General features: G+C 66.1%; 16 protein-coding genes. 14 read left to right on the top strand and 2 right to left on the bottom strand.

What is annotated here, in order from left to right:
- The first annotated feature begins 13 nt into the window (after positions 1-13).
- Positions 14-865: an MOSC domain-containing protein gene (locus tag I4X03_RS01020; RefSeq protein ID WP_223464438.1), complete on the top strand. Its 852-nt coding sequence runs from the start codon at positions 14-16 to the stop codon at positions 863-865.
- Positions 866-925: 60 nt separating this feature from the next.
- Positions 926-2,056, top strand: a complete 1,131-nt coding sequence (locus I4X03_RS01015; RefSeq protein ID WP_223464437.1) for a GGDEF domain-containing protein — start codon at positions 926-928, stop codon at positions 2,054-2,056.
- Positions 2,057-2,107: 51 nt separating this feature from the next.
- On the opposite strand, the gene I4X03_RS01010 is transcribed toward I4X03_RS01015, so the two are convergent.
- Positions 2,108-4,093 carry a monovalent cation:proton antiporter family protein gene (locus tag I4X03_RS01010; protein WP_223464436.1) on the bottom strand — a complete coding sequence of 662 codons (1,986 nt, stop codon included), beginning with the start codon at positions 4,091-4,093 and terminating at the stop codon, positions 2,108-2,110.
- Between the two features lie 109 nt (positions 4,094-4,202).
- Here I4X03_RS01010 and I4X03_RS01005 point away from each other — a divergent pair, with 109 nt between their 5' ends.
- The 6 genes from I4X03_RS01005 to I4X03_RS00980 are packed head-to-tail and all read left to right on the top strand — an operon-like array spanning position 4,203 to position 9,161.
- Positions 4,203-5,201 carry a KpsF/GutQ family sugar-phosphate isomerase gene (locus I4X03_RS01005; RefSeq protein WP_223464435.1) on the top strand — a complete coding sequence of 333 codons (999 nt, stop codon included), beginning with the start codon at positions 4,203-4,205 and terminating at the stop codon, positions 5,199-5,201.
- Complete coding sequence (locus tag I4X03_RS01000; protein WP_223464434.1) at positions 5,201-5,731, top strand: KdsC family phosphatase; 531 nt, start codon at positions 5,201-5,203, stop codon at positions 5,729-5,731. The genes I4X03_RS01005 and I4X03_RS01000 overlap by 1 nt, the downstream gene beginning before the upstream one ends.
- A gap of 60 nt (positions 5,732-5,791) precedes the next feature.
- The gene (gene lptC, locus I4X03_RS00995; RefSeq protein WP_223464433.1) at positions 5,792-6,343 is read left to right on the top strand and encodes an LPS export ABC transporter periplasmic protein LptC; all 552 of its coding nucleotides are present in this window, start codon (positions 5,792-5,794) and stop codon (positions 6,341-6,343) included.
- 24 nt (positions 6,344-6,367) lie between these two features.
- Positions 6,368-6,925 (top strand): lipopolysaccharide transport periplasmic protein LptA, encoded by a 558-nt coding sequence (lptA, locus tag I4X03_RS00990; RefSeq protein ID WP_223464431.1) that lies wholly within the window; start codon positions 6,368-6,370, stop codon positions 6,923-6,925.
- A gap of 4 nt (positions 6,926-6,929) precedes the next feature.
- On the top strand, positions 6,930-7,685 hold the full coding sequence (lptB, locus tag I4X03_RS00985; RefSeq protein ID WP_223464427.1) for an LPS export ABC transporter ATP-binding protein: 756 nt from the start codon (positions 6,930-6,932) through the stop codon (positions 7,683-7,685).
- A 3-nt stretch (positions 7,686-7,688) separates the two neighbouring features.
- Positions 7,689-9,161 (top strand): RNA polymerase factor sigma-54, encoded by a 1,473-nt coding sequence (locus tag I4X03_RS00980; protein WP_223464416.1) that lies wholly within the window; start codon positions 7,689-7,691, stop codon positions 9,159-9,161.
- Here I4X03_RS00980 and I4X03_RS00975 read toward each other — a convergent pair.
- Positions 9,158-10,357, bottom strand: a complete 1,200-nt coding sequence (locus I4X03_RS00975; protein WP_223464415.1) for a M23 family metallopeptidase — start codon at positions 10,355-10,357, stop codon at positions 9,158-9,160. The two genes, I4X03_RS00980 and I4X03_RS00975, sit on opposite strands and share 4 nt — an antisense overlap.
- An 86-nt stretch (positions 10,358-10,443) precedes the next feature.
- Here I4X03_RS00975 and I4X03_RS00970 point away from each other — a divergent pair, with 86 nt between their 5' ends.
- The 6 genes from I4X03_RS00970 to I4X03_RS00945 all read left to right on the top strand — a co-directional run bounded on the left by I4X03_RS00970 (position 10,444) and on the right by I4X03_RS00945 (position 17,300).
- On the top strand, positions 10,444-11,439 hold the full coding sequence (locus I4X03_RS00970) for a GlxA family transcriptional regulator (protein ID WP_223464414.1): 996 nt from the start codon (positions 10,444-10,446) through the stop codon (positions 11,437-11,439).
- Between the two features lie 84 nt (positions 11,440-11,523).
- Positions 11,524-13,917 (top strand): bifunctional salicylyl-CoA 5-hydroxylase/oxidoreductase, encoded by a 2,394-nt coding sequence (locus tag I4X03_RS00965; RefSeq protein ID WP_223464413.1) that lies wholly within the window; start codon positions 11,524-11,526, stop codon positions 13,915-13,917.
- A 1-nt stretch (position 13,918) separates the two neighbouring features.
- Positions 13,919-14,707, top strand: a complete 789-nt coding sequence (locus tag I4X03_RS00960) for an SDR family NAD(P)-dependent oxidoreductase (RefSeq protein ID WP_223464405.1) — start codon at positions 13,919-13,921, stop codon at positions 14,705-14,707.
- 10 nt (positions 14,708-14,717) lie between these two features.
- Positions 14,718-15,248: a MarR family winged helix-turn-helix transcriptional regulator gene (locus I4X03_RS00955; protein WP_223464403.1), complete on the top strand. Its 531-nt coding sequence runs from the start codon at positions 14,718-14,720 to the stop codon at positions 15,246-15,248.
- 8 nt (positions 15,249-15,256) lie between these two features.
- On the top strand, positions 15,257-16,111 hold the full coding sequence (locus I4X03_RS00950; protein WP_223464401.1) for an enoyl-CoA hydratase family protein: 855 nt from the start codon (positions 15,257-15,259) through the stop codon (positions 16,109-16,111).
- Positions 16,112-16,118: 7 nt separating this feature from the next.
- Positions 16,119-17,300 carry an acyl-CoA dehydrogenase family protein gene (locus I4X03_RS00945; RefSeq protein WP_223464399.1) on the top strand — a complete coding sequence of 394 codons (1,182 nt, stop codon included), beginning with the start codon at positions 16,119-16,121 and terminating at the stop codon, positions 17,298-17,300.
- Positions 17,301-17,313 lie beyond the last annotated feature (13 nt).

Below are 17,313 nucleotides of genomic sequence, written 5' to 3'. Positions count from 1 at the left end.
ACGATCGCGCGCAATGGCTGTTATTTCTGAACTCGTCCTGTACCCGATCAAATCCTGCGCCGGCATTTCCGTGCGCCAGGCAACGCTGACGACGGCCGGCCTGTCGGTCGACAATGTCTACGACCGCGAATGGATGGTGGTGGACGAGCATGGCCAGTTCCTGACCCAGCGCGAGCATCCGCGGCTGGCGCTGGTGTCCCCGCGCATCAAGCTCGACACGATCGAGCTGCGCGCGCCCGGCATGCTGCGCCTGGAAATTCCGCTCGACTTGCCGGCGCCGGAGAACGAAGTGCTGCGCGACGTCAAACTGTGGGACGACACGGTGCTTGCCTACGATTGCGACGAAATCACCGCGACCTGGTTTTCGCAGGTGATCGGCACGCCATGCCGCCTGGTGCGCTTCCATGCCAGCGCGAAGCGCTTCGCCAGCACCAAGTGGACTGGCGGCGTCGCAGCGCCGACACTGTTCTCGGACGGTTACCCGGTTTTGCTGGTCGGCTCGGCTTCGCTGGCCGACCTGAACGACAAGCTCAAGGCCGCCGGCCGCGAGCCGCTGCCGATGGACCGCTTCCGTCCCAACGTCGTGGTCGACGGCATCGAGGCCTTTGAAGAGGACTACGCCGAGTCGTTCAGCGCTGGCGCGGCGGTGCTCAAGCCAGTCAAGCCGTGCCCGCGCTGCCCGATCCCGGCGGTCGACCAGGCCACCGGCGTGCCCGGCCCCGACCCGCTCGACATTCTGCAGGCTTATCGCAAGAAGCCGCAGCTTGATGACGCGGTCTGCTTCGGCATGAACTGCATCGTGACGGCAGGCGAGGGCGAGCGGCTGTTCGTCGGCCAGCAGGTCACCGCAGCCTTGTCATTCTGACCCGGCGATACCCCATTCAGGTAAGATGACGCGAGTTTAACTTTTGCCGGAAGGAGCGCCATGCACGATTCGGACCTGTCGACGAGCGAGCTGAAGACTGAAAACGAGTCACTGCGCGCACGCATGGCCTACCTGATGGAGCAAGCCGAGCGTAACCACGAGATCATGCGGCGCCACCAGGCGTTCGACCTCGAGATCGTCGGCTGCGACAACTTCCCCAAGCTGGTTACCGCGATCTTCCGCAGCCTGCCGGTCATCTCGGAGCTCGATATCGTCACCCTCAGCCTGGTCGACGAAGAAGCCGACATCCAGACCGTGATGAACGTGCTGGGCGTGGATTTTTCCGAGTTCCCGCAGCTGCATTTCGTCGCCGCCGAATCGGCGCTGGGCTTCGTGCCCTCGCGCAGTGCGGCGCTGACCGGGCCGCCCAAGCCGCTGCTCGGACCTTATTCGCCGGTGCTGCACCAGCCGATGTTCCCCAACCCGCCGGCCGGCCTGCAAAGCATCGCGCTGGTGCCGCTGCTGCGCAACCGCCGCCTGATCGGCAGCCTGAACCTGGGCAGCCTCGATCCGACCCGCTTTACACCATCGCTGGGCACCGACTTCGTCGAACACATGGCGTCGATCATCGCGATCTGCCTCGAGAACGTGATCAGCAACGAGATGTTGAAGTACATCGGCCTGACCGATTCGCTGACCGGCGTGTATAACCGCCGCTACATCGACCGCCGCCTGGTGGAAGAAATCGCGCGCGCGCGCCGCCAGGCGTACCGCATCTCGTGCATGTATATCGATATCGACCACTTCAAGCAGGTCAACGACAGCGTCGGCCACCAGGGCGGCGACGAAGTGCTGCGCGAAGTGGCCACCCGCATCAAGAACGAGCTGCGCATGTCGGACGCGCTGGGGCGCTTTGGCGGAGAAGAGTTTGTCGTGCTGCTGATCGACGCGGACCTGGAGAGCGCGGTGGCAGTGGCCCAGCGCATCCGCAGCAGCATCGCCAGCCATGCGTTCCACCTGTCGACCGGCGGCCAGCTGAATCTGTCGGTGTCGATCGGTGTCGCAACGCTCGAAGACTTCGAGCGCGACCATGCCATTGAAGGCGTGGCGCACCAGCTGGTGGCGCATGCCGATACCGCGCTGTACAAGGCCAAGGCGGACGGGCGCAACCGCGTGGTGTCGTTCGATTGATCGCGTCGACAAGGCTTTAGTATAGGTTCCCGCCTGCGCGGGAACGACGGGTTAATTCAGCAGCCGGCCTTCGGCGCGGGACACCGCTTCGGCAGAGCCGCGCAACACCACCACGTCGCCCGCTTCCAGCACCGACTCCAGGTTGGCGTCGACCCGCTGGCGGCCGCGCCGCAGCACCGATACCTCGGCGCCGACATCGTGCAGTTCAAGCTCGCCAATCGACTTGCCGATCGCGCCCGCGCCCTCCGGCAGCGGCACCGAATGCAGGCGCACGAACATATGCTCGGCATCTTCGTCGGCGTCCGACAGGCCGTGGAAAAAACCGCGCATCGAGGCGTAGCGTTCTTCGCGCACCGATTGCACCCGGTGCACCACGCGCCGCAGCGGCACGCCCATCATCACCATCGCGTGCGACGCCAGCATCAGGCTGGCCTCCAGCGACTCGGGCACCACTTCGGTGGCGCCGGCCTTTTTCAATGCGTCGAGCTCGGAGTCGTCGTGGCAGCGCACGATGACCGGCAGGTCAGGGGCCAGTTCGTGCACCTGGTGCAGGATCTTCAGCGCCGAGGCGGTATTGGCGTAGGTGATGACCATCGCGCTGGCGCGGTAGATGCCGGCGGCGACCAGGCTTTCGCGCCGCGCCGCGTCGCCGTACGACACGTTGGCGCCGGCGGCCTGTGCTTCGCGCACCCGCTCGGGGTCGAGGTCGAGCGCCTGGTAGGGCACTTTCTCGTCGGTCAGCAGGGTCGCCAGGCTCTGGCCGCTGCGCCCGAAACCGGCGATGATCACGTGCTTTTGCGCGGCCATCGTGCGGGTGGCGATCTGGGTCAGCTGGAGCGATTGCATCATCCACTCGTTGGAGGCGACTTTCATCACGATCTGGTCGGACTTCTCGATCAGGAAAGGCGCGATCAGCATCGACAGCACCATCGACGCCAGCACCAGCTGGATCAGGAATGGGTCGAGCAGCTTGGCGCCCGCGGCCAAGGTCAGCAACACGAAGCCGAATTCGCCCGCCTGCGCCAGGCCAAGGCCGGTGCGCATGGCGGTGCCGTCGGAGGCGCCGAACCATTTGGCCAGCAGCGCGATCAGGGCAAACTTGAGCAGGACCGGCATCACCGTCAGCAGCAGCACCAGCCACAGGTTATCCCACACCATCTGCACATTGAGCAGCATGCCGACGGTGATGAAGAACAGCCCAAGCAGCACATCGCGGAACGGTTTGATGTCTTCTTCCACCTGGTGCTTGTACTGGGTTTCGGAGATGAGCATGCCGGCCACAAAGGCGCCGAGCGCCAGCGACAAACCGGCTTGCTCGGTGATCCAGGCCGCGCCCAGCGTGATCAGCAGCAGGTTCAGCATGAACAGCTCCTGCGAGCGGCGCTTGACGACGATCGAGAACCAGCGCCGCATCAGCTTCTGGCCGAAGAACAGCAGCAGCACCAGCACGATCACGGCCTTGACGGCGGCCCAGGCCAGCGTCTCCACCATTTCCTCGGGCGGCTTGCCGAGCGACGGGATCAGGATCAGCAGCGGCACCACGGCCAGATCCTGGAACAGCAGGATGCCGATGATCTTGCGGCCGTGGGGGCTTTCCAGCTCAAGCCGTTCGGTCAGCATCTTGACGACGATGGCGGTCGACGACATCGCCAGCGCGCCGCCCAGCGCGAACGAGGCTTGCCAGCTGATGTTAAAGCGGGCCGGCAGCTGGCTCGACGCCAGCCAGCCGAACAGCATGGCGCCGAGGATCGTCAGCACGACCTGGGCCAGCCCGAGGCCGAATACCACCCGGCGCATGGCCATCAGCTGCGCCAGCGAGAATTCGAGGCCGATCGAAAACATCAGGAACACCACGCCGAATTCGGCCAGCGTATGGGTGGTGTGGTCGTTTTCGGCCAGGCCGAGGGCGTGCGGGCCGATCAGGATGCCGACGGCCAGGTAGCCCAGCATCGGGGGCAGGTGAAGCATGCGGAACGCGACCACGCCAAGAACGGCGCTGCCAAGCAAAATGAGGGTCAGTTCCAGTCCGGAATACATGCGTGCCTGTGTCCCGTCATGGGTAAATAGTGATTTGTTGCGTCTGGCAAGTTTTTTGCTTTCGCAATTCGTTTATACTTCCAGCATGAGTGTAACCGATGAAAAAACAATGCTGAAAGCTTTTGATAACACTGCCCTCGACCGCGCAATGCTGCTGGCCCGCGAGACCCTCGAGATCGAGGCGGACGCGATCCGCGCCGTGCTCGGGCGCCTGGCCAGCGACGACAGTGTTGGCCGCGCCGTCGGCATGCTGCTTGGCTGTAGCGGCCGGGTGGTGGTGTCCGGCATCGGCAAGTCGGGCCATATTGCCCGCAAGATCGCGGCCACGCTGTCCTCGACCGGCACCCCGGCGATGTTCGTGCACCCGGCCGAAGCGGCCCACGGCGACCTCGGCATGATTACCGCCGACGATGCTTTTATTGCAATTTCGTATTCCGGCGAAGCGGCCGAACTGCTGTCGATCTTGCCGATCGTCAAGCGCATGGGCGCGCCGCTGATCGCCATGACCGGCAAACCGCAGTCGAGCCTGGCCCAGCTGGCCGATGTGCACCTGAACATTGCCGTTGAAAAAGAAGCCTGCCCGCTGAACCTGGCGCCCACCGCCAGCACCACCGTCACGCTGGCGCTGGGCGACGCGCTGGCGGTGGCGCTGCTGGACGCGCGCGGCTTCCGCGAGGAAGACTTTGCCCGCTCGCATCCGGGCGGCGCGCTGGGCCGCCGCCTGCTGACCCACGTGCGCGACGTCATGCGCAGCGGCGACGCGGTGCCGATGGTGACGGCGGATGTGCCGCTGACCGAAGCGCTGCTTGAGATTACCCAGAAGGGCATGGGCATGACCGCCATCGTCGACGCATCCGGCCGCCCGGTCGGCGTGTTTACCGACGGCGACCTGCGCCGCATGCTCGACAAGGTGCAGGACTTCACCAAGGTGACGATCCGCGAAGTGATGCACGCGGGCCCGCGCACCGTGCATCCGGAGCAGCTGGCCGTGGACGCGGTCGCGGTCATGGAAGAATTCCGCATCAACCAGATGCTGGTGGTGGACGCCGACGGCAAGCTGGTGGGCGCGCTGCATATCCACGACCTGACCCGCGCGAAGGTGATCTGATGCGTGAACTCGACCACCTGCGCCGCGCCGCCAACGTCAAGGTCATGATCTTCGACGTCGACGGCGTGCTGACCGACGGCAGCCTGACGTACAACGCCGACGGCGAAATCACCAAGACCTTCTTCGTGCTCGACGGCCTCGGCATCCAGCTGCTGAACAAGACCGGCGTGAAGACGGCGATCATCAGCGCGCGCCAGTCGCCGATCGTGGTCAAGCGCGCGGCCGACCTGGGCATTACCCACGTCTACCAGGGCATCCACGACAAGCGCATCGCGTTCAAGTCGCTGCTCGAGGAAACCGGCGTCAGCGCCGACCAGTGCGGCTACATCGGCGACGACGTGATCGACCTGCCGCTGCTGCTGCAGGTGGGCTTTGCCGTCGCTGTCCCGAGCGGGCACGCGGAGGTGCAGCACCGCGCCCACTACGTCACGCGCGCCAATGGCGGCCGCGGCGCCGTGCGCGAAGTGTGCGACATGCTGATGCGCGCGCAGGGTACCTATGAACAGGCGCTCGCGCCTTACTTTGCCTAAGCTGCCGTGCCGCGCATACAACACAAGCGAACCGCCCACCGCTGGAGACTCACGGCCATCATGATGGCCGCGGCGTTCCTCGCCTTTGGCACGTTCTGGATGGCGCAGCTGATGGAGAGCGACACGGGCCTGGGCAGCGACGCGCTCAAGAACGAGCCTGACTACATCGTCGAGCACTTCAGCGTGGTGCGCATGTCGCCGAGCGGCCAGCCGCGCTACATCGTCTCGGGCGACAAGCTGACGCACCGGCCGGTCGACGACACTGCCGAGATTGAAAAGCCGCTGGTGCAGAGCATCGGCGAAGGTGTGGCGCCGACGACGATCAGCGCCAAGCGCGCGCGGGTCGACCACGGCAACACCCAGGTGCACCTGATGGGCGACGTGAATATCGACCGCAAGGCCACCGAGACCAGCCGGCCAATGCGCATGCGCACGCAGGCGCTGACTGTCTACACGGAAGATGACCAGATGAAGACCGACCAGCCGGTCGAGATAGTCTCCGACGGCGCCACGATGACCGGCACCGGCCTGTTCGTCGACAACACGACGCGCAAGGTCAACGTGACCAGCCGCGTGCGGATCGTGTATCCGCCGCGTCCGAAAACCGAATAAACAGAAGAATAGCGAGCAATCGACATGAAGAGAATCCTGCTGTTACTGGCCCTGTGCGGCATTGCCGCCGGCACTGCCTACGCCGAGAGGGCCGACTCGAACAAGCCGACCGAGATCCTCGCCGATGAAGCCGAGAACGACGATGTGAGGCAGATCCGCACGCTTACCGGAAACGTGATTCTGACGCGCGGCACGCTGGTGATGAAAGCCGGCAGCGCGGTCCTTCGCCAGGATCCGCAAGGCTACCAGTTCGTCACCTTCACCGCGGCGCCGGGTACGGTCGCCACCTTCCGCCAGAAGCGCGACGGCGGCGACTTGTGGATCGAGGGCGAGGCCGAACGCATCGAGTACGACAACAAGAGCGAAGTGGTGAAGCTGATCTCCAAGGCCAAGCTGCGCCAGCTCGAGGGAAAACGCGTGACCGACGAAGTCGACGGCGCCTTCATTTCCTACGACAGCCGCAGGGAAGTCTCGGCTGTGCGCAACATGGCATCGGGCGAGAGCAAGCCGGGAGGAGGCCGCGTTCGCATGGTGATCCAGCCATCGAACACGCAACCGGCACCGGCCGCGCCAGGAAAGTAGAGCAATGGCAGAAGAAAAATGTGGCAGCACGCTGATCGTCCGCGGGCTGCAAAAGAGTTACGGCAAGCGGCTGGTCGTGCGCGATGTGTCGCTGCAGGTCGAGTGCGGCGAAGTGGTCGGGCTGCTCGGTCCTAACGGCGCCGGCAAGACCACCTCGTTCTACATGATCGTCGGCCTGGTGCCGTCGGACGCCGGCTCGATCGACATCAGCGGCGTCGACATCTCCAGCCTGCCGATCCACCGGCGCGCCACGCTCGGCCTCTCGTACCTGCCGCAGGAAGCGTCGGTGTTCCGCAAGCTGACCGTGGAAGACAACATCCGCGCGGTGCTTGAGCTGCAGAAGGTCAATGGCAAGGCGCTGTCGAAGGACGAGATCGAATCGCGCCTCGATGCGCTGCTGGCCGACTTGCAGATCGAAAAGCTGCGTGAAAACCAGGCGATGTCGCTGTCGGGCGGTGAACGCCGCCGCGTCGAGATCGCGCGCGCGCTGGCGACCAACCCGCGCTTCGTGCTGCTCGACGAGCCGTTCGCCGGCGTCGATCCGATTGCCGTGATCGAAATCCAGCGCATCGTGCGCTTCCTGAAGGAGCGCAAGATCGGTGTGCTGATCACCGACCATAATGTCCGTGAAACCCTCGGCATTTGCGACCGCGCGTATATCATCAACCAGGGCGCGGTGCTGGCGTCGGGCCGGCCAGACGACATCATCGCTGACGAATCGGTGCGGCGCGTGTACCTGGGCGAACACTTCCGGATGTAAGTCATGAAACAATCCCTGCAATTACGAACGTCGCAGCACCTCGCGCTGACACCCCAGCTTCAACAGTCGATCCGGCTGCTGCAGCTGTCGACGCTCGAATTGCACCAGGAGATAGAACAGGCGCTGTCCGACAACCCGCTGCTCGAACGGCTCGACGATCCGCTCGACCACTCGGTGCGGCTGCTGGCCGACGGCGCCATCAACACCGCCAGCCCGGCCGAAGCGCCAACCGAGCCGGGAGCGCAGGACGCGGCGCCGGCAGCGGAGGGCGATAACTTCGACAGCCCCGAGGTGGCCAGCGTGGCCGGTGAAGGCGAGGGCGACGGCGACTGGGGCGATGTCGGCAGCGGCAAGGCGCCTGATGACGAGGATTCGCGCCCGCAGCTGGAAGCGAGCGCCATCACCTTGCGCGAACACCTGATGGAACAGGTGCGCGTCACCTGCCTGTCGGCGCGCGACTGCGTGCTGGTCGAACTGATCATCGACGCGCTTGACGACAACGGCTACCTCGACGAGCCGCTGGAGGAAATCCACGCGCGCATGCCCGCTGAACTCGACATCGAAATCGAGGAGCTCAACACGGCGCTGTCGCTGGTGCAGAGCCTTGATCCGATCGGCGTCGGCGCGCGCAGCGCCTCCGAATGCCTGGCGCTGCAGATCCGGCGCATGGCGGGCGTGCCGATGGTCACGCGCCGGATGGCGCTGGCGATCGTCGAAAAACACCTGACCTGGTTCGCCCAGCGCGAATTCACCAAGCTGAAAAAATCGCTGGACTGCGACGATGAAGACCTGCGCGAGGCGCAAGCGGTGATCCGCCAGTGCAACCCGCACCCGGGCGCCGCGTACGGGCGCGGGGTGTCCGATTTCGTGGTGCCGGACGTGGTCGTGCGGCGCGGGCGCAGCGGCTGGGTGGTCACCCTGAACAACGAGGTGATGCCGCGCCTGCGCGTCAACAGCATGTATGCCAACCTGCTACGCCAGGGCAAGGGCGAAGGGCAGCTCAATACGCAGCTGCAGGAAGCCAAATGGCTGATCAAGAACATGCGCCAGCGCTTCGACACCATCCTGCGCGTGTCGCAGGCCATCGTCGACCGCCAGCGCAACTTCTTCTCGCACGGTGCTGTCGCGATGCGCCCGCTGGTGCTGCGCGAAATCGCCGAGACGCTCGGCCTCCACGAAAGCACGATCTCGCGCGTGACGACGCAAAAGTACATGATGACGCCGCACGGCATGTTCGAGCTGAAGTACTTCTTCGGCAGCCACGTGGCCACCGACGCCGGCGGCGAAGCATCGTCCACCGCGATCCGCGCGCTGATCGTCCAGCTGACCAGCGCGGAAGATCCGAAGAGCCCACTCTCGGACAGCAAGATCGCCGACATGCTGGGCGAGCAGGGCATGGTCATTGCGCGGCGCACCGTGGCCAAGTACCGTGAAGCCCTCAAGATTCCGCCGGTGGCCCTGCGCAAGTCGCTTTAATCGGCTCCGAAATCCACCACGGCGCTCCCCATCGGGTATTCGCGCGAGCGCAGCTCCCAGGCGGCGCCGCCGGCTGACTGGACCCGATACCGGTCGAACAGATGCGGCAGGCCTTCGCTGGCCATGATGTCGGCGCTGTTCGTCAGCTGGAAGTGCAGGTGCGGCTGGCGCGCATCGCCCGAGTTGCCCACAGCGGCGAGCCACTGGCCGCGCCTGACCCGGTCTCCCGCCTTTACGCGCACGCTTCCTGGCTGTAGATGGGCGTAGTATGCAAACTGCCCGCCGCCGATATCCAGCACGACACGGTTGCCGGCGATCGATTCCATCGTGACTGGCACCGCCGGCTCGAAACCTGCCGCGGTGCGCGGGATATTATCCGGATAGCCGTCTTGCGCCGCGATGACGGTGCCGTCCGCGACTGCCACGGTTTTCTCGCCGTACGCGTGGTACGCGCGCACGTCGCGCTGGTCGCCTGACCATGGGTTGCCGTCCTTGCCGTACTTCTTCCAGTCGAAAGCGTAGCGGCGCGAGATCTGCGCGGCCCCGCCCGCGACCCATAAACCCATCCGGTGATGCGAGTGCAGGCTGGGATTATTGTCGGGGCTCCAGTTGGTTCCGACCACCGGGCGGCCCAGCACGCGCAGCGCCGTGGCGCGGGTGCCGATGACCGGGCCGTCGGCGATGCCGCCATCGAGCAGTATGCGGTGGCGCAGCCTGGCCGGCACCGGCGCGCCGCGGTCGAACGCCAGGCACAAAAATGCAACCGTACCCTGGCCGCTGGCCAGCTTGCGGGGATCGCCAGCGCTGTCGCCGATGGTGACCTTGCGCATGCGCTTATCGAGTTGCGCTTCCAGGATCTCGGCGACCGGTCCGGTGCCGGATTGGTCGGCGTCGAGGACCTGGATGCCGCGCAAGGACATGGCGCCGGCGGAGAAGTTATGCAGATGTAGTTCGTAGACCAGGTAGCTTTTGCCCGCGCTTGGCAGCACGGTCGGCTCGAGGGGTGTGCGCACCTGCAGCTGGATCGGCGGGAACGGCGCGCTGGCGCGCGCGTGCGCCGCCGCCGCGCCGGCGCGCGCCGGCTCGCATCCTTCGGGCAGCGCGCCAGCTGATGCGCTTGCGCCGGCAGCCAGTGCCAGCGCGGTGGTGAAAACAGTGGCAATGCAAATCGCGTGCGGCGACATCGTGCGTGGCATGGGGTGATCTTGAGTCGAATGGTCAGGACGGGTAGTTTAAGGCGCTGGCGATTGACAGGAATGACAGCGATGGTTGAATATCTGCCATGATGAAAGTACGACCTCCTTCCGCCATCGATATCTGGGTGCTGGTATTCCCGAACTTCCTGCTGCTCGATGCGACCGGGCCGGTGCAGGTTTTCTCGACCGCCAACGACGAGGCCCGCGATGCCGGCATGCCAGAGCCGTACCGCATCCGTTTCCTCGCCGCCGGCGGCGGCGCGGTCGCATCATCTTCAGGTGTGCGGATGCTGGCCGATCCGCTGCCGCGGCGTCACCCGGCCGGGGCGACGCTGATCGTTTCCGGCGGCCGTGTGGACGATTTGCCCTCGGCTGACAGGCCCGCGGACCGCGCCACGCTGCGCTGGGTAGGCAAGGCGGGACAGGCCGCCGCGCGCTGTTGCTCGGTCTGCACCGGCAGCTTCGTACTGGCGCGCGCGGGCTTGCTCAAGGGCCGGCGCGTGATCACGCATTGGGCCGATGTCGCCGCTTTGCGCAGCGAGCATCCGGACTTGCAGGTGCATGACGACGCGCTGCACATCCAGGACGGAAAGTTCTACACGTCCGCCGGCATCAGCGCAGGCATGGACCTGGCACTGAGCCTGGTCGAACAGGACCTGGGGCGCGAGAAGGCGCTGGCTGTGGCAAAGCGGATGGTGCTGTTTTTGAAGCGTTCGGGCGGCCAGCGCCAGTTCAGCTCCGAGCTGATGGCGCAATCGCAGGCCGAGGGCACCAGCGCCCAGCTGACCGCCTGGCTGCGACCGCGCCTGCACCAGCAGGTCGACGTGGCGCAGATGGCCGCGGCGTGCGCGCTCTCCGCACGTACCCTGCACCGCAAGCTGCGCGACGAAGTCGACCTGACACCGGGCGAACTGCTCGCGCGGCTGCGCATGGAGGTCGCGTGCGGCCTGCTCGAACAGCCAGGCATGACGGTCAAGCGCGCCGCCCGCCAGAGCGGCTACGGCAGCGAATACAATCTGCGCCGCGCGTTCTCGTTGCAGCTGGGCGTGCTGCCCAGCGAATACCAGGCGCGCTTCGCCTGACCGCGCTGGCTTGATGTTAGTTTAGACTTAAACTATTTAAAGATGTAACATAACGCTTATTCCCCGAACGAGTACGGAGCGGTCATGAAGATAGTCTGCATAGGCGGCGGCCCGGCCGGCCTGTATTTTGCGCTGCTGATGAAAAAGCAGGACCCATCGCACGACGTCACCGTGATCGAGCGGAACCGCCCCTACGACACCTTCGGCTGGGGCGTGGTGTTTTCGGACCAGACCCTGGGCAACCTGGTCGGCGCCGACGAACAGAGCGCGCGCTCGATCCTGCAATCGTTCAATCACTGGGACGACATCGATGTGCACTTCAAGGGCCGGACCGTCACCTCCGGCGGGCACGGGTTCTGCGGCATCGGCCGCAAGCGGCTGCTGAACATCCTGCAGGCGCGCTGCGAGGAACTGGGCGTGCGGCTGGTGTTCGAGTCGGAGGTCATCGACGACCAGCTCGCCGCGGTCCAGTACGGCGCCGACCTGGTGATCGGATGCGATGGCCTCAACAGCCGCATACGCACCCGCTACGCCGACACCTACCAGCCCGATATCGACACGCGCCACTGCCGCTTCGTCTGGCTTGGCACGAGAAAGAAGTTCGACGCGTTCACGTTCGCGTTCGAACAGACCGAGCATGGCTGGTTCCAGGCCCATTGCTACCAGTACGACGGCGATACCTCGACCTTCATCATCGAAACGCCGGAGGAGGTCTGGCGCAAGGCGGGCCTGGACGAGATGAGCCAGGAAGCGTGCATCGCCTTCTGCGAGAAGCTGTTCGCCAAGTATCTCGATGGCCATAGCCTGATGAGCAATGCCTCGCACCTGCGCGGCTCGGCGATGTGGATCAAGTTCCCGCGCATCGTCTGCAAGGAGTGGGTCCACTGGAACAGCATCGGCGACCGGCGGGTGCCGGTGGTGCTGATGGGCGACGCCGCGCACACCGCGCACTTTTCGATTGGCTCGGGCACCAAGCTGGCGCTGGAAGATGCGATCGAGCTGTCGCGCTGCTTCGAACGGCAGGGCGATGCCGGCATCGGCAAGGTGCTGGCCGACTATCAGCAAGTGCGGGCGATCGAAGTGCTGAAGATCCAGAGCGCGGCGCGCAATTCGATGGAGTGGTTCGAGAACGTCAACCGCTATACCGGAATGGAAGCCGAACAGTTTGCGTACTCGATGCTCACGCGCAGCCAGCGCCTGTCGCACGAGAACCTGCGGGTGCGCGACGCCGGCTACGTCAACCGCTTCGAGGAGTGGATTTCCGAGCGCGCGTTTGAACAGGCCGGCGTGCCGGTTCCCGCGGGAGCGTCCAGCGTGCCGCCGATGCTGACGCCGTTCCGGCTGCGCGGAACGACACTGAAGAACCGCATCGTGGTCTCGCCGATGGCGCAGTATTCGGCCGAGGACGGCGTGGCGGGCGACTTCCACCTGGTGCACCTTGGCAGTCGCGCGCTCGGCGGGGCAGGGCTGGTGTTCGCGGAGATGACGTGCGTGTCGGCCGACGCGCGCATCACGCCTGGCTGCCCCGGCCTGTACACGCCGGAGCACACAGCGGCCTGGAAGCGGATCGTCGATTTTTTCCATGCCAACGGCGACGCGAAAATCGCCATCCAGCTGGGCCACGCGGGAGCGAAGGGATCGACCCGGCGCGCCTGGGATGGCGCCGACCTGCCGCTGGTCGACGGCAACTGGGCGCTGGTGTCGGCGTCGCCGCAGCAGTACCTGGAGGGAGTGTCGCAGGTGGCGCGCGAGGCGACCCGCGACGACCTGGCGCGCATCAAGGCAGATTTTGTGCGCGCCACGCGCGAAGCGGCGAAGGCCGGCTTCGACTGGCTGGAACTGCATTGCGCGCATGGCTACTTCTTGTCGAGCTTTATCTCGCCGCTGACCAACCAGCGCAGCGACGAATACGGCGGCAGCCTGGACAACCGCTGCCGCTATCCGCTTGAGGTGTTTGCCGCAATCCGCGCCGCCTGGCCGGAGGACAAGCCGATCAGCGTGCGCCTGTCGGTCCACGACTGGGTCGAAGGCGGCCTGACACCGGACGATGCGGTGCAGGTGGCGCGCCTGTTCAAGGAGGCCGGCGCCGACATGATCGACGTGTCGTCCGGACAGGTCAGCAAGAAGGAAAAGCCGGTCTATGGCCGCATGTTCCAGACGCCGTTCGCCGACCGGATCCGCAACGAGGTGGGCATCCCGACCATTGCAGTGGGGGCGATCTTCGAAGCCGATCACGCCAACAGCATTATCGCGTCCGGACGGGCCGACCTGTGCGCCATCGCGCGGCCGCACCTGGCCGATCCGGCATGGACGCTGCACGAAACCGCGAAGCTCGGCTACACCGCCGTGCAGTGGCCGAGGCAGTACCACGCCGGCAAGATGCAGCTCGAGCGCAATCTCGCGCGTGAGCGCCAGATTGCCGCCGCCAACAGCGGGTTGACCCCGCAACAGGTCGCAGCCAAGCTGCTGGAGGGCTGAGATGAGCCACAGGATGCCGGATCGGCTCGATGGCCGCCACGCCTTGGTCACCGGCGGCGGGCGCGGGATCGGCGCAGCGATTGCGCGGGTACTGCTGGAGCGGGGCGCCAGGGTTACGATCACGGGCCGCAGCGAGGCGGCATTGGCCGCCACGGCAGCGCAGCTGTCTGCGCTGGGCGAGATCGCTTGGGTGCCGATGGACGTCGCCAGCGGCGCCTCGGTGGCGCAGGCATTTGCCGCGGCGCGGGCGCGCTTCGGGCCGGTCGCGGTGCTGGTGAATAACGCGGGGCAGGCGGCATCGGCGCCTTTCCTCAAAACCAGCGAAGCGCTGTGGCAGCAGATGCTGGCGGTGAACCTGACGGGCAGCTGGCACTGCATCGGCGAAGCGCTGCCGGCGATGCTGGAGGCGCGCTGGGGCAGGATCGTCAACGTCGCCAGCACGGCGGGGCTGACCGGCTACGGCTATGTGTCGGCCTACTGCGCCGCCAAGCATGGCCTGATCGGGCTGACCCGGTCGCTGGCGCTGGAGGTGGCGTCGAAGGGCGTGACCGTCAACGCGGTGTGCCCGGGCTATACCGAAACGGACATCGTGCGCGACGCGGTGGCGAACATCGTGGCCAAGACCGGGCGCAGCGAGGCCGAAGCGCTGGCCGAACTGGCGGCGGGCAATCCGCAAAAGCGCCTGGTGCAGCCGGATGAAGTGGCCAACGCCGTTGCCTGGCTGTGCATGCCGGGCGCCAGCGCGATGAATGGACAATCGGTCGCCGTCGCCGGCGGCGAAGTGATGTAGGGACCGCGCCATGGCAAGCAAACACTCACCCGATGCGGCAACCGCCAACAGCGCTCCAGCGGTGCTGGACGTGGAAACCCGGCTGACCGACGACCATCACCAGTCGCTCAAGCTGTGGCTGCGGATGCTCTCCTGCACGACCCTGATCGAGGCGGAGATCAGGACCCGCCTGCGCGCCGAATTCGGCATCACGCTGCCGCGCTTCGACCTGATGGCGCAGCTCGACCGCCATCCGGATGGCTTGCGCATGGGCGAGCTGTCGAAGCGCCTGATGGTCACCGGCGGTAACGTCACCGGCATTACCGACCAGCTGGAACAGGAAGGCCTGGTGGTGCGCGAAGCGGTGCCGGACGATCGGCGCGCCTACAGCGTCAGGCTGACGCCGTCAGGACGGCGCGCGTTCAACCGCATGGCGTCGGTGCACGAGGGATGGATCACGGAGCTGATGGACGGCCTGAATGGACAGGACAAGGCGGCGCTGATCGCGCTGCTGTCGACAATGAAGCGGGGCCTGAGCGCCCCCTACCAACCGGAAGAATAGGAGAACCCATGCGCTACCTCACAGGCGAACCGCACCAGCTGGCGGGCAACCGCAGCGATTTTGCCGGCTACCGCCCGCAGCACTTCCTGTTCAGCCTCGAGCAGGGCGTGGCCACGCTTACGCTCAACCGCGCGGAGCGCAAGAACCCGCTCACGTTCGATTCGTACGCCGAGCTGCGCGACCTGTTCCGCGCGCTGGCCTATGCCAGCGACGTCAAGGCGATCGTGGTGACCGGCGCCGGCGAGAATTTCTGTTCCGGCGGCGATGTGCACGACATTATCGGGCCGCTGACCAAACTCGATATGCCTGGCCTGCTGGCGTTCACGCGCATGACGGGCGACCTGGTGAAAGCCATGCGCGCCTGCCCGCAGCCAGTGGTGGCGGCAATCGACGGCATCTGCGCCGGCGCTGGCGCAATCCTCGCGCTGGCCTCGGACATCCGCTACGGCACGGCGCGCAGCAAGACCGCTTTCCTGTTCACCCGGGTCGGCCTGGCCGGCTGCGACATGGGCGCCTGCGCGCTGCTGCCGCGGGTGATCGGCCAGGGCCGTGCCGCCGAGCTGCTCTACACCGGGCGCAGCCTGGGCGGCGAGGAGGCGGAACGCTGGGGATTCTTCAACCGCGTGTGCGCGCCGGAAAGCGTGCTGGCCGAGGCGCAGGCATTCGCAGGGGCGCTGGCCGCGGGGCCAACCTTCGCACACGGCATGACCAAGAAGATGCTGCAGCAGGAATGGAACATGGGCGTCGACGAGGCCATCGAAGCCGAAGCGCAGGCGCAGGCGATCTGCATGGCCACGAACGACTTCCATCGCGCTTACCACGCGTTCGTGGCGAAGGAAAAACCGCAATTCGAGGGAGACTGAGAGCGCCATGGCTGATACCGATTACCTGAACTGGCCGTTTTTCGACGGCCGCCACGGCGAACTGGCGCGGCAGCTTGACGGCTGGGCCGCGCAGCACATCGCGCAGCAGCACGGGCAGGACGTCGATGCGGCTTGCCGCGCGCTGGTGCGCCAGCTGGGCGACGCCGGCTGGCTGAAGCATGCGATCGGCGGGACCGCCTACGGCGGCGTCAGCGACGCCATCGACACGCGCGCGGTCTGCCTGATCCGCGAAACGCTGGCGCGCCACTCAGGCCTGGCCGACTTCGCATTTGCGATGCAGGGCCTGGGCAGCGGCGCCATCACGCTGTTCGGCAGCGAAGAGAACAAGCAGGAGTACCTGACACGGGTCGGGCGCGGCGATGCGATCGCGGCATTTGCGCTGTCCGAGCCCGAGGCAGGTTCCGACGTGGCCGCGATGTCGTGCGCGGCGGTGCGCGATGGCGAGCACTATGTGCTCAATGGCGAGAAGACATGGATCTCCAACGGCGGCATCGCCGACATGTACGTGGTGTTCGCGCGCACCGGCGAGGCGCCCGGTGCGCGCGGCATCTCGGCGTTTATCGTCGATGCCGGTTTGCCGGGCTTCGAGATTGCCGAGCGCATCGACGTGATCGCGCCGCATCCGCTGGCACGCCTGCGCTTCACCGATTGCCGGGTGCCGGTATCGAAGCGCCTGGGCGAGGCAGGCAAGGGCTTCAAGGTGGCGATGGCGACGCTCGATATCTTCCGCACTTCGGTGGCAGCGGCCGCGCTGGGCTTCGCCCGGCGCGCGCTTGACGAGGCGCTGGCGCGCGCGACGTCGCGCAAGATGTTCGGCAAGACGCTGGCGGACTTCCAGCTGACGCAGGCGAAACTGGCGCAGATGGCGACCGGCATCGACGCCGCGGCGCTGCTTACCTACCGCGCCGCCTGGCAGCGCGACCAGGGACGGCGGGTGACCAAGGAAGCGGCGATGGCCAAGCTGACCGCCACCGAAACGGCGCAGCAGGTGATCGACGCCGCCGTGCAGATGTTCGGCGGCCTGGGCGTGGTCAGCGAGCAGCCGGTCGAGCGGCTGTACCGCGAGATCCGCTCGCTGCGCATCTACGAGGGCGCGACCGAAGTGCAGCAACTGATCATCGCGCGCGAACTGCTGGCCGAAGCGGACCAGCGGAACAACACCGTATAAACGAAAGGCAGAC

Source organism: Massilia soli (assembly GCF_016809835.1).
Lineage (GTDB): Bacteria > Pseudomonadota > Gammaproteobacteria > Burkholderiales > Burkholderiaceae_D > Telluria_A > Telluria_A soli.
The sequence above is the reverse complement of the archived record's forward strand: the minus strand, read 5'-3'. Positions and strand labels throughout refer to the sequence as shown.